Annotated in this window: 11 protein-coding genes; 8 read left to right on the plus strand and 3 right to left on the minus strand. The window is 62.6% G+C overall.

What is annotated here, in order from left to right; translation table 11 throughout:
* Positions 1–63: 63 nt before the first annotated feature.
* From K9857_RS13375 to K9857_RS13385, 3 genes are all read right to left on the minus strand, one after another.
* A complete protein-coding gene (locus tag K9857_RS13375) occupies positions 64–1071 on the minus strand; it encodes a GNAT family N-acetyltransferase (protein ID WP_224536447.1) in 1008 nt (335 codons plus the stop codon).
* A 79-nt stretch (positions 1072–1150) separates the two neighbouring features.
* The gene (locus K9857_RS13380) at positions 1151–1954 is read right to left on the minus strand and encodes a substrate-binding periplasmic protein (protein ID WP_224536449.1); all 804 of its coding nucleotides are present in this window, start codon (positions 1952–1954) and stop codon (positions 1151–1153) included.
* An 88-nt stretch (positions 1955–2042) separates the two neighbouring features.
* Positions 2043–2669, minus strand: a complete 627-nt coding sequence (locus tag K9857_RS13385; RefSeq protein ID WP_224536451.1) for a TetR/AcrR family transcriptional regulator — start codon at positions 2667–2669, stop codon at positions 2043–2045.
* Between the two features lie 178 nt (positions 2670–2847).
* Here K9857_RS13385 and K9857_RS13390 point away from each other — a divergent pair, with 178 nt between their 5' ends.
* The 8 genes from K9857_RS13390 (at position 2848) to K9857_RS13425 (ending at position 12245) form a co-directional block, all read left to right on the plus strand.
* Positions 2848–4650: an acyclic terpene utilization AtuA family protein gene (locus tag K9857_RS13390; protein WP_224536453.1), complete on the plus strand. Its 1803-nt coding sequence runs from the start codon at positions 2848–2850 to the stop codon at positions 4648–4650.
* Positions 4651–4662: 12 nt separating this feature from the next.
* Positions 4663–5532, plus strand: coding sequence for an SDR family oxidoreductase (locus K9857_RS13395; RefSeq protein WP_224536455.1), 870 nt, complete (start codon positions 4663–4665; stop codon positions 5530–5532).
* A 3-nt stretch (positions 5533–5535) separates the two neighbouring features.
* Positions 5536–7152 carry a geranyl-CoA carboxylase subunit beta gene (atuC, locus tag K9857_RS13400; protein WP_224536458.1) on the plus strand — a complete coding sequence of 539 codons (1617 nt, stop codon included), beginning with the start codon at positions 5536–5538 and terminating at the stop codon, positions 7150–7152.
* 103 nt (positions 7153–7255) lie between these two features.
* On the plus strand, positions 7256–8413 hold the full coding sequence (gene atuD, locus K9857_RS13405) for a citronellyl-CoA dehydrogenase (protein ID WP_224536460.1): 1158 nt from the start codon (positions 7256–7258) through the stop codon (positions 8411–8413).
* Entirely contained in the window at positions 8410–9207 is a 798-nt protein-coding gene (locus tag K9857_RS13410; protein ID WP_224536461.1) for an enoyl-CoA hydratase/isomerase family protein, read from the plus strand. The genes atuD and K9857_RS13410 overlap by 4 nt, the downstream gene beginning before the upstream one ends.
* 106 nt (positions 9208–9313) lie before the next feature.
* Complete coding sequence (locus K9857_RS13415) at positions 9314–11284, plus strand: acetyl/propionyl/methylcrotonyl-CoA carboxylase subunit alpha (RefSeq protein WP_224536463.1); 1971 nt, start codon at positions 9314–9316, stop codon at positions 11282–11284.
* A 63-nt stretch (positions 11285–11347) separates the two neighbouring features.
* A complete protein-coding gene (locus K9857_RS13420; RefSeq protein ID WP_224536465.1) occupies positions 11348–11899 on the plus strand; it encodes an exonuclease domain-containing protein in 552 nt (183 codons plus the stop codon).
* Between the two features lie 61 nt (positions 11900–11960).
* Positions 11961–12245 (plus strand): pyrimidine/purine nucleoside phosphorylase, encoded by a 285-nt coding sequence (locus tag K9857_RS13425; protein ID WP_224536466.1) that lies wholly within the window; start codon positions 11961–11963, stop codon positions 12243–12245.
* The last annotated feature ends 32 nt before the right edge of the window (positions 12246–12277 follow it).

Here is a 12277-nt window from a genome sequence, read left to right on the forward strand (position 1 = left end):
GTGGGAGCGAGGCTTGCCCGCGAAGACTGACTCAAGACCGCAACGGATCTTGAGCCCTGAACATCACGCCAATTCACACCGCTCAAAAAACCGCTCACGCCCCAGCACCATCAACGCCGCGCGCTTGTGCGGAAAGTCGAATTCCTTCTCGCAATGAAACCGCTGCCCCTGCATGTACCCGATCATCTTGGCATTGTCGGCACGCGGTTCGGCGACCACGCGCTGGGTGCGTGGATCGTCGAGGAACAGGTAATGGGTCAGGGCCGATAACCAGCTCGCCACCTTGTGCGGGCCACGGTGGTTTTCTTCGCCGACCAGCATGTGAATGCCACGGTCGTAATCGGCAACTTCATAGAACGGCGCAATCCGGTCCTCTTTTGCCCAGTACGCTTCGAAATAGGCGAAAGGCTGATCATCGAAACAGCCGATCAGGGTCACGGTATGCGGGTCGGCCTCGAGTTTGCTCAGGTACTCGCGATGCTGCTCGAGGCTGCCCTCCTCCTGCCAGAAACTCGCCACCCGCGGACTGTTCTGCCAGCGGTTGAACCGGGCCAGATCGAGGTCGATGTCCAGGGTGCGCAGGGAAATCCACCTCCCCAGCCGCGCATCGAAACGCCGATACACCTCGCCCTTCGGCTTGATCGGTCTCAGAGGGTGGCGCTTGCCATTGGTGATGACCATCTGCTGTGGATAACAGGCGCTCAGCGACTGCCCCAGCCAGGGTTGCGGCAACTGCCAGAACAGCCCGCGTTCGCAGCGATATTCATTAGGGGTTTGTGTGGGGATCAGCAAGCCGCCGAGCAAGGCCTCGGTCGGCGCCTCGGCCAATCGCCAGCTCAGGTGCTGACAGGCCGGATCGCGGGCAAACAGCCAATAACAGGCGGCCCAGATCGCCTGACTGGAAGGACGGTCACCGCCCTCTTCCAGTTGCAGTTCGTGATCGCGTGTCATGCGCAACTTAATCAGCGGTTGATCATCAAGGCTCAGGCTCAAGCGGCCTTCGCTTGCATCGGCTACAAGACGGCGGCCTGTGGGCAAGGCCAGGGTCGTCAGGTCATTCGGATTGGACATGGAAGGGGCTCACGATAATCGTCGACAGTTCAACGATGGGACGTGAGCCGGGGGCGGAAATTTAAGAGAAAGCGCGCGGTTAACGCGGGACCGGCACGATCGCGATCTTGTACGGGTCGAAAATCTTCAGCATCTGCCCATTGTCGCGCAAGCCTTGCAGCAACTGCCCAAACGCTTCGCCCGAGATCGGCGAGGCCGGGCGCAGGATGGCGTAGTGGTGATAGACCTGATCGATGCGATTGGACACCAGCAACTCGTCAGCGACTTTCAGATTGCGCAGAAAATAGTCGCTCAGGTAGGAGCGCGTGACCAGGGCGATGTCGGCGCGACCGCGCAGCACCATTAGAAGGTTGCTGTCGTGGGAATAAGTCAGCGTGGCGTTGTACGTGGTAGCCAGGTATTTGGGCTCGGCGTTGAAGTTGGCGAATTCGTAGTGATAGCCGCTGAACAGCGCCAGGCGCTTGCCGGCAAGGTCGGTGAAGTAATCCTGCTGACGCTCCGGGCGATTCTCCGGATGGCGTTGGGCGACGAAAATCTCGGCGTCTTCCAGGCCCATGTCGACGTCGGTGTGCGGAATGTCCTTCCAGCCCCAGGCAGGGTTTTCGAAGATCGCCATGTCGATCCGGCCCTGCTTGAAATCGCCGAATCGCCGAGGGATCGAGGTGGGTACCAGGACGAATTGATAGTCCTTTTGCGAGGCATTGAGCGCTTCTACCAACTGCGGCAACAGGCCGGTGTCCGCTCCTTTTTCCGGGCGTACGGTGTACGGAGGAAAGTGCGCGGCACCGATGCGCACCAGTTGTGCAGCCTGGGACGGCAGCACCCACGACGTCGCGAGCATTGCCAGAAAAAAACCTGTTGCCGTCCGAATTGGCGAAAACATCAAACCACCCACCCCCAAACACTGCGTCATTGCATTCAAGCTAGGCGGTTTCGCCCAGTTAGCCAGTTTCCTGCCGACCCACACGCCGTTATTGCTTCTCCTCCAGCACCAGAATCAGCGCCTCATCGGCCAACTGATCCAGGCTCATGCTGCCATCGGCGCGAAACCAGGTGGTGCTCCAGGACAGCGCGCCGGTGAGAAAACGTCGGGTGATGAACACATCACCGCGGATGAAACCGGCACTCTTGGCCTCGCCCAGCACCTGCAGCCAGATGTCTTCATAGATATCGCGCAGGGCCAGGACCTTTTCCTGGCCCTCTTCGGACAGCGAACGCCATTCGTAGACCAGCACCGCCATGGCCTCGCCGCTGCCGCCCATGATCGACTGCAATTCGCAGCGGATCAGCGCCAGCACGCGCTCGCGCACGCTGTCGGCTTCGGCGATGGCCGCGCGCATCAAGGCGGTGTTGTAGCGAATGGTCTCTTCCATCACCGCCCGCAGGATTTCGTCCTTGCTCTTGAAGTGATGAAAGATGCTCCCGGACTGAATGCCCACGGCACCGGCCAGATCGCGCACCGTGGTGCGCTCGTAACCCTTGTTGCGAAACAGGTGGGCGGCCACTTGCAGCAGCTTGCCACGGGCGCTGTCCGGATCGGTCAACTGGCCGCTGTCGACCAATTCACGCATCACCCTCAGGGCTTTTTGCTCGTCCACCCGTTCTCTCCTACAGTCGATCAGTCACCAACGCCGATCCCCGCTAAAACAGGGGACTTGCGCGGGCAATTTAGTCTGGCATCAGCAACCAAGCAAGCGCTCGGGCAGAAGATATTTCCGGAGTTTACAAACCAAGCGCTTGCTTGGTAGTCTCGAAACACTTTGTCGAAAGGGGGTTATGCAAATGACTGCTGCCAAAACCATTCGCATCGGTTGCGCCAGCGCGTTCTGGGGCGACACCTCGACTGCCGCCGCGCAACTGGTGGACGGTGGCCGCCTGGACTACCTGGTATTCGATTACCTGGCGGAAATAACCATGTCGATCATGGCCGGGGCGCGGATGAAAGATCCCCAGGCCGGTTATGCCAGCGACTTCGTCGAAGTCCTCACTCCCCTTCTCCCGCAGCTCGCCGCGCAGAACATCCGCGTGATCAGCAATGCCGGCGGGGTCAATCCGCAGGCCTGCGCCGCCGCCCTGCAAGCGGCCTGCGACAAGGCCGGGGTCGCCCTGAAGATCGCCGTGCTGCTGGGCGACGACCTGCAACCGCAGTTCAAACAGCTGAGTAGTCGCGGCATTCATGAAATGTTCAGCGGCGCGCCTTTGCCGCCGATGTGCGTCTCGACCAACGCTTACCTGGGCGCGCCGGGCATAGTTGAAGCCCTGCGCCTGGGCGCCGACATCGTGATCACCGGGCGGGTGGTCGACAGCGCCGTGGTTAGCGCCGCGCTGGTGCATGAGTTCGGCTGGTCCTGGCAGGACTACGACAAGCTGGCCCAAGCCGCTTTGGCCGGCCACATCATCGAATGCGGCGCGCAGTGCACCGGAGGCAATTTCACCGACTGGCGCGAAGTGCCCGACTACGAACACATAGGTTTCCCGATCGTCGAAGTCAGCGCCGACAGCCAGTTCATCGTCAGCAAACCCGAAGGCTCCGGCGGACTGGTCACGCCACTGACGGTGGGCGAACAGATGCTGTATGAGATCGGCGACCCACGGGCCTATCTGCTGCCGGATGTGGTCTGCGATTTCACTCACGTCAAACTGGTGCAACAGGGCAAGAATGCGGTGCGGGTCCACGGCGCCAAAGGCTTGCCGCCCACCGATCAATACAAGGTCAGCGCCACCTTTCCCGACGGTTTCAAATGCACCGCCAGTTGCCTGATCGCCGGCATCGACGCAGTAGACAAGGCTCGGCGCGTCAGCCAGGCGATCATCGACAAGACCTCGGAAATGTTCGAGCAGCGCGGTTGGCCACGCTACACCGACGTGAACATCGAACTGCTCGGCAGCGAAGCCACCTACGGCCCCCACGGCCAGCGCCGGGACAGCCGCGAGGTGGTGATCAAACTGGCGGTGCGCCATCCGAACAAGCAGGCGTTGATCCTGTTTTCCCGGGAAATCGCCCAGGCCGCGACCGGCATGGCACCGGGGCTGAGCGGCATCGTCGGCGGTCGGCCGACGGTCTATCCGCTGATCCGCCTGTTCTCCTTCCTCATCGACAAAAGCGCCTGCGCGGTGGAGATTGAATTCAACGGCCAGCGCCTGCCCTGCGCCCTGCCCGCCATCGATGTGCTCGACCCCGACACCTTGCCCCTTCCCCTCGACCCGCCGAAACCCGGCGAGCGCGCCGACGCCAGCGTGGCGCTGATCAAGCTCGCCGTGGCCCGATCCGGCGACAAGGGCAACCACAGCAATATCGGGGTCATGGCCCGCGAGCCGGAGTTCCTGCCGTGGATCGCCGAGGCGCTGACGCCGGCGGTGATCGTCGACTGGATGAGCCACGTCCTCGATCCGATTCACGGGCGCGTCGAGCGCTGGTATCTGCCCGCCAGCCACAGCCTGAACTTCCTGCTGGAAAACGCCCTCGGCGGCGGCGGTGTCGCCAGCTTGCGCATCGACCCGCAGGGCAAGGCCTTCGCCCAGCAACTGCTGGAAATCCAGATTCCGGTGCCCCAGCGCATCGCCGACCAGGTCAATTAGAGGACTGCCGTCATGGCCTACGATTCGATTTTCAAAGCCGATCTTTTCGCGGGCCAGACGATCATCGTCACCGGTGGTGGCAGTGGCATCGGCCGCTGCACCGCCCATGAACTGGCAGCTCTCGGTGCTCATGTAGTGCTGGTGGGGCGCAAGGCCGACAAGCTGAAAAGCGTCGTTGCCGAGATTGCCGAAGATGGCGGCAAGGCCGACTGGAGCACCTGTGATATCCGTGATGAAGAAGCGGTGAGCCACATGGTGGGCGAGCTGATCCGCAAGCACGGGCCGATTCACGGCCTGGTCAACAATGCCGGCGGGCAGTATCCGTCGCCGCTGGCCTCGATCAACCAGAAAGGTTTTGAAACCGTGGTGCGCACCAATCTGGTGGGCGGTTTCCTGATGGCCCGGGAAGTGTTCAACCAGTCCATGAGCAAACACGGCGGCGCCATCGTCAACATGCTCGCCGACATGTGGAGCGGCATGCCCGGCATGGGCCATTCGGGCGCGGCGCGTTCGGGCATGGACAACCTGACCAAGACCGCCGCCTTTGAATGGGGTTACGCCGGGGTGCGGGTCAACGCGGTGGCGCCGGGCTGGATCGCCTCCAGCGGCATGGACACTTACGAAGGCGCCTTCAAGGCGGTGATCCCGACCTTGCGCGAACACGTGCCGCTCAAACGTATCGGCACCGAATCGGAAGTCAGCGCGGCGATCGTTTTCCTGCTGAGCCCGGCGGCGGCCTTCATCAGCGGCAGCACCTTGCGCATCGATGGCGCCGCAAGCCTCGGCGGACGCGCGTGGCCGATCCACAAGGCGACCAACAGCGAGTCGTACAACGGCTTCCACCGCGCCTATCTTCCAGACGTCCTTAAAGACAAGGAATAACCCATGCCGGTGATTCAGTCGCAACTCGATCCCCACAGCGAACAGTTCGCCCGCAATCGCGAGGCCATGCTGGTGGGCGTCGAGCAGATCCGTCAGCTGGAACAGAACCTGTTGAACAAGGCGGACGAAGCCCGGGCCAAATTCGACAAGCGCGGGCAACTGCTGCCTCGCGAACGCCTCAACCTGCTGCTGGACCCCGGCGCGCCTTTTCTCGAACTGGCCAGCTTGGCCGGCTACAAGCTGCACGACGACAAGGACGGCAGTTCGGCCGGTGGCGGGCTGATTGCGGGGATCGGTTACGTGTCCGGCGTGCGCGCGTTGATCGTGGCGAACAACAGCGCGATCAAGGGCGGGACCATTTCCCCCAGCGGCCTGAAAAAATCCCTGCGCCTGCAACAGATCGCCATGGAAAACAAACTGCCGGTGATCACCCTCGCCGAAAGCGGTGGCGCCAACCTCAACTACGCGGCGGAGATTTTCGTCGAGGGCGCGCGCAGCTTCGCCAATCAGGCGCGGATGTCGGCCATGGGCCTGCCGCAGATTACCGTGGTGCACGGTTCGGCCACGGCGGGCGGCGCCTATCAGCCGGGCCTGTCGGACTACGTGGTGGTGGTGCGTGGCAAGGCCAAGCTGTTTCTCGCCGGTCCCCCGCTGCTCAAGGCCGCCACCGGCGAAATCGCCACCGATGAAGAACTGGGCGGCGCCGAGATGCACGCGCAACTCGCCGGTACTGCCGAGTATCTGGCGCAAAACGATGCCGACGGCGTACGTCAGGTGCGTGAGATTGTCAGCCTGCTGCCCTGGAACGATCAGTTGCCGCAGCGTGCGCAGCCTGAATGGCAAGAGCCGCTCTACCCCGTCGAGGAGCTGCTGGGGCTGATTCCGGACGATCCGAAAAAGCCCTACGACGTGCGCGAAATCATCGCCCGAATCGCCGACGGCTCGAGCTTTCTCGACTTCAAGAACGAGTTCGATCAGCAGACCGTGTGCGGCCATCTGAAAATCCACGGGCGCACCTGCGGCTTCATCGGTAACAACGGCCCGATCACACCCAAGGGCGCGAGCAAGGCGGCGCAGTTCATCCAGCTGTGCGACCAGAGCCAGACGCCGCTGCTGTTCTTCCACAACACCACCGGTTTCATGGTCGGCACCGAATCGGAACAGCAAGGCGTGATCAAGCACGGCGCCAAGATGATCCAGGCGGTGGCCAATGCCCGGGTGCCCAAGCTCACCATCGTCGTCGGCGGCTCTTATGGCGCCGGCAACTATGCGATGTGCGGCCGCGGCCTCGACCCGCGCTTCATCTTCGCCTGGCCCAACAGCCGCACTGCCGTGATGGGTGGCGCCCAGGCCGGCAAGGTGCTGCGCATCGTCACCGAGGCCAAGCAGGCCAAAGACGGCCTGGTGCCCGACCCGAAAATGCTCGACATGCTCGAACAGGTCACCGCGCAGAAACTCGATGCCCAGTCCACGGCGCTGTACGGCAGCGCCAACCTGTGGGACGACGGCCTGATCGACCCGCGCGATACCCGGACCTTGCTGGGGTTCTTGCTGGACATCTGTCACGAGGCCGAGGTGCGGCCGTTGCAGGTCAACAGTTTTGGTGTGGCGCGGTTCTGACTGATCGACTGATCGTTCCCACGCTCTGCGTGGGAACGATCAGGACCAACGAACAAACGATCAGATAACGCAGTGCCCCTTTTATTTAAGGAGAACAATAAAAATGATCTTCACCCAGGAACACGAAGCACTGCGCCGCACCGTCCGCCAATTCGTCGATCACGAGATCAATCCGCACGTCGAGGCCTGGGAAAAGGCCGGGCGCTTTCCGATCCACGAGATCTTCCGCAAGGCTGGCGAGCTGGGTCTGCTGGGCATTTCCAAGCCGGAAAAATTCGGCGGCATGGGGCTCGACTACAGCTACTCGATCGTCGCTGCCGAAGAGTTCGGCACCATTCATTGCGGCGGCATTCCGATGTCCATCGGCGTGCAGACCGACATGTGCACCCCGGCGCTGGCGCGTTTCGGCTCCGATGAATTGCGCGACGAGTTCCTGCGCCCGGCCATCAGCGGCGAACAGGTGGGCTGCATCGGCGTCTCCGAAGTGGGTGCCGGTTCCGACGTGGCCGGGCTCAAGACCACCGCGCGCAAGGACGGTGACGACTACGTGATCAACGGCAGCAAGATGTGGATCACCAACTCGCCGAGCGCCGATTTCATCTGCCTGCTGGCCAACACCTCCGACGACAAACCGCACATCAATAAGTCGCTGATCATGGTGCCGATGAACACCCCTGGCATCAGCCTGAGCAGCCATCTGGACAAGCTCGGGATGCGCAGTTCGGAAACCGCCCAGGTGTTTTTCGACAACGTGCGCGTACCGCAACGCAACCGCATCGGCCATGAAGGCGCGGGCTTCATGATGCAGATGCTGCAGTTCCAGGAAGAACGCCTGTTCGGCGCGGCGAACATGATCAAGGGCCTGGAATACTGCGTCGACAGCACCATCCAATATTGCAAGGAACGCAAGACCTTCGGCAGTGCGCTGATCGACAACCAGGTCATTCACTTCCGTCTCGCCGAATTGCAGACCGAAATCGAATGCCTGCGCGCGCTGGTCTATCAGGCCACCGAGCAATACGTCAAAGGCCAGGACGTCACTCGCCTGGCGTCCATGGCCAAGCTCAAGGCCGGGCGGCTGGGCCGCGAAGTCACCGACAGCTGTCTGCAATACTGGGGCGGCATGGGTTTCATGTGGGACAACCCGGTGGCCCGCGCCTACCGCGATGTGCGGCTGGTGTCGATCGGCGGCGGTGCCGACGAAATCATGCTGGGGATCATCTGCAAGCTGATGGGCATCCTGCCGGGGAAAAAGAAATGAGCCTCCTGCCGGTTTGCGAGACGTTGCTGCTGGAGCCGCACAACGGCGTGCTGCACATCACCCTCAATCGCCCGCAAAGCCGCAACGCCATGAGCCTGCAGATGGTCAGCGAACTGCGCGCGGTGCTGGCGGCGGTGCGTGACGAGCGCGCAATTCGTGCCCTGGTAATCAGTGGCGCCGACGGCCATTTCTGTGCCGGCGGCGACATCAAGGACATGGCCAACGCCCGCGCCCAGGGCGCAAGCGCCTACCGCGAATTGAACCGTGCCTTCGGTGCCCTGCTGGAAGAAACCCAGCACGCGCCGCAAGTGGTGATCACGGTTTTGCAGGGCGCGGTGCTGGGCGGTGGTTTTGGTCTGGCTTGTGTCAGCGATATCGCCATTGCAGATCATCAGGCGCAATTCGGCCTGCCGGAAACCAGCCTCGGCCTGCTGCCGGCGCAGATCGCACCGTTCGTGGTGCAGCGCATCGGCCTGACCCAGGCCCGGCGTCTGGCACTGACGGCGGCGCGGTTCGATGGCAAACAGGCGTTGCGGATGGGGCTGGTGCACTTTGTCGAGCAGGACATGCAAGCCCTTGCCGAGCGCCTCGATGAGGTGCTGGCCCATGTGCTGTGTTGTGCGCCGGGGGCGAATGCCGCAACCAAACAATTGTTGCTGGCCAGTGCGGTGCAGCCGTCGGCAGAGCTGCTGGATCAGGCGGCGCAGTGGTTCAGTGAGGCGGTGACGGGAGCCGAGGGGGTCGAGGGGACCATGGCTTTTGTGCAGAAGCGTAAACCGGGGTGGGCCTCCTGAAAGCTTCGCGGGCGAGCCTCGCTCCTACGGTGCGCGTAATCCTGTAGGAGCGAGGCTTGCCCGCGATGAGGCCCTCACATTCACCACAGAACCAGGGGAATCAACCATGCCCGGCTTCAGCAAAATCCTCATCGCCAACCGCGGTGAAATCGCCTGCCGCATCCAGCGCACCGCCCAGGCCCAGGGCTATCGTACCGTCGCTGTGTTCAGCGACGCCGACGCCGATGCACTGCATGTGCAGATGGCCGACGAAGCCGTACACATCGGTCAGTCCTCGGTGCAGCAGTCCTACCTGAACATCCCGGCGATCATCGACGCTGCCCGCCGCACCGGCGCCGACGCGATCCACCCGGGCTACGGGTTTCTCTCGGAAAACGCCGATTTCGCCCGGGCCTGCAACGCGGCCGGCATCACCTTCATCGGTCCCGACGCCGACGCCATCGAGCTGATGGGTAGCAAGCGCCTGTCGAAGATCGCCATGCTCAACGCCGGCGTGCCGTGCATCCGCGGTTACCAGGGTGCCGAGCAGGACGACGCGACGCTGAGCCGCGAGGCCGAACGCATCGGCTATCCGTTGATGATCAAGGCCAGTGCCGGCGGTGGCGGACGGGGCATGCGCCTGGTGCACGAGTCGAAAGATTTGCTGGAGCAAATTCGCACCGCGCGCTCCGAGGCCCTGCATGGTTTTGGCAGCGACGAACTGATCCTCGAACAGGCCTTGATCGAACCCCGGCACGTCGAGGTGCAACTGTTCGGCGACCGCCACGGCAACCTGATCTACCTTGGCGAGCGCGACTGTTCGATCCAGCGCCGCCATCAGAAAGTCATCGAGGAGGCGCCCTGCCCAATCATGACCGAAGCGCTGCGCCAGGCCATGGGTGAAGCGGCGCTCAAGGCCGGTCGCGCCGTGAACTATGTCGGCGCCGGCACCGTGGAATTTCTGCTGGATGCCCGGGGCGAGTTTTACTTCCTGGAGATGAACACCCGTCTGCAAGTGGAACACCCGGTGACCGAACTGATCACCGGCCTGGACCTCGTGGCCTGGCAGCTGAACATCGCCGAAGGGCAGCCGCTGCCGTTGCGTCAGGAACAGGTGCAACTCAACGGGCACGCCATGGAAGTGCGCCTGTATGCCGAAGACCCGACCCGGGATTTTCTGCCACAGACCGGGCGCATCGATGCCTGGGAACCGGCGCTGAACAGTGGCGTGCGGATCGACCATGGCCTGATCGAAGGCGCCAGCATCAGCCCGTTCTACGACCCGATGCTGGGCAAACTGATCGCCCATGGCGCGACCCGCGAAGATGCCCGGCGCAAGTTGCTGCGGGCGGTGCAGGACAGCGTGTTGCTGGGGGTGCAGAGCAATCAGCGCCTGCTCGCCAGCCTGTTGCAGCATCCGCAATTCATCGATGGCCAGTTCAGTACCGCGTTCATCACGCAGCAGTTCGCTGAACATCCGTGCCTGCATGCGCATGAACCCACGGCTGAAGAACTGGCGATTGCCACCGCCCTGCTTTATCAGGCATCGGCGCAAGCACACCGTGGTCCGCTGGCCGGCTGGCGCAACAACGCCAGTGCGGCGCTGCACTATCGGCTGGGGCTGGATGAACAGCAGTGGTCGGTGTCATTGAATGCCGTGCCGGGCGAGGCGTTGCGGATTCAAGCGGCCGAGCGCAGCCTTGAGCTGAAAATCATCGATTGCGATGGGCGCCAGGCGACGCTGGAAATCGACGGTATCCGCCAGCGCCATGCCTACCGTTTGCAGGCCGGGCAAATCTGTCTGTTTACCCGGCCCGGCAGCCTGTGCCTGGAAGACCGCACCCAGGTGCCGGTCAGCAGTTCGGCCAGCGTCAGCTCCGGCACGCTCAAGGCGCCGATGGACGGGGCGATTGTCGATGTGCTGGTCAACGAGGGCAGTCAGGTCAGCAAGGGCCAGCTGCTGGTGGTGCTGGAGGCGATGAAAATGGAACATCCGCTCAAGTCCGGTATCGACGGCGTGCTCAAGCGCCTGCAGGTGCAAGTCGGCGATCAGGTCAAGAATCGGCAGATTCTGCTGGAGGTGGAATCGGTGGGCTAGGCGGAACCGCAGGGTTTGACTACGCTCAAACCCATCAAGACGCGGATACCGGGAAACCCTGCAATGCCTCACTGGCTGGTCATTGATCTGGAAGCCACCACCGATGACGGTGGCTGGCCTGTCACGGAAATGGAAATCATCGAAATCGGCGCCACGCTGGTGGACCGCAAAGGGCGCGAAGTCGACCACTTCCAATGCTTCGTGCGGCCCTTGCGGCGGCCGCTTCTGACTCCTTTTTGCCGGGAGCTGACCCACATCACCCAGGCCGATGTCGACTCGGCGCAGACCCTGAGTGAAATCTGGCCGTCGTTCGAGCAATGGTTGGGGCAGCATCCATCGCCCCTGGAAGGCTGGGTCAGCTGGGGCGATTACGATCGCAAGCAGCTCATTCAGGAGTGGCAGCGCCTGCAACTCGACAGTCAGCTGAGCCGCACACCGCACATCAACCTCAAGCAGCGCTTCGCCAAGGCCCGGCGTCTGGAACGGCCGCTGGGGCTCAACAGCGCGCTGCAATTGGCCGGCCTGCAATTTACCGGGCAGCAGCACCGGGCGCTGGAGGACGCGCGCAATACGGCTCGTCTGCTGCCGCAGATTCTCCCCCCTCTGGAGAGGTGACGACACCGGCCCCCTTGTGCATACTGGCCGGCCCTTTTTAGCCCTTTTCGAGGAATCGCCCATGTTTAAAGTCAACGAGTACTTCGACGGCACCGTCAAGTCGATCGCCTTTGGCACCGCTGAAGGTCCGGCGACCATCGGCGTCATGGCTCCGGGCGAATATGAATTCGGCACCAGCCAGCGTGAAATCATGCACGTGGTGTCCGGCGCCCTGACCGTCAAACTGCCGGACAGCAGCGACTGGCAGACCTTCGCCGCCGGCAGCCAGTTCAACGTGCCAGCCGACAGCAAGTTCCAGCTGAAAGTCGCCGTCGACACCGCCTACCTGTGCGAATACCGCGGCTAAACCCTCGGGTTTCACAGCGCAAAAAAATGCCC

The sequence above is a fragment of the Pseudomonas sp. REP124 genome (assembly GCF_020164475.1).
In the GTDB taxonomy this organism is placed as follows: Bacteria; Pseudomonadota; Gammaproteobacteria; order Pseudomonadales; family Pseudomonadaceae; genus Aquipseudomonas.

Bases quoted from the DNA above. Each gene is read 5' to 3' on its own strand.
- K9857_RS13415 (WP_224536463.1), top strand. From the start codon at position 9,314: ATGCCCGGCTTCAGCAAAATCCTCATCGCCAACCGCGGTGAAATCGCC.
- atuD (WP_224536460.1), top strand. From the start codon at position 7,256: ATGATCTTCACCCAGGAACACGAAGCACTGCGCCGCACCGTCCGCCAA.
- K9857_RS13420 (WP_224536465.1), top strand. From the start codon at position 11,348: ATGCCTCACTGGCTGGTCATTGATCTGGAAGCCACCACCGATGACGGT.
- K9857_RS13375 (WP_224536447.1), bottom strand. From the start codon at position 1,071: ATGTCCAATCCGAATGACCTGACGACCCTGGCCTTGCCCACAGGCCGC.
- K9857_RS13425 (WP_224536466.1), top strand. From the start codon at position 11,961: ATGTTTAAAGTCAACGAGTACTTCGACGGCACCGTCAAGTCGATCGCC.
- K9857_RS13380 (WP_224536449.1), bottom strand. From the start codon at position 1,954: ATGTTTTCGCCAATTCGGACGGCAACAGGTTTTTTTCTGGCAATGCTC.
- K9857_RS13390 (WP_224536453.1), top strand. From the start codon at position 2,848: ATGCAAATGACTGCTGCCAAAACCATTCGCATCGGTTGCGCCAGCGCG.
- K9857_RS13395 (WP_224536455.1), top strand. From the start codon at position 4,663: ATGGCCTACGATTCGATTTTCAAAGCCGATCTTTTCGCGGGCCAGACG.
- atuC (WP_224536458.1), top strand. From the start codon at position 5,536: ATGCCGGTGATTCAGTCGCAACTCGATCCCCACAGCGAACAGTTCGCC.
- K9857_RS13410 (WP_224536461.1), top strand. From the start codon at position 8,410: ATGAGCCTCCTGCCGGTTTGCGAGACGTTGCTGCTGGAGCCGCACAAC.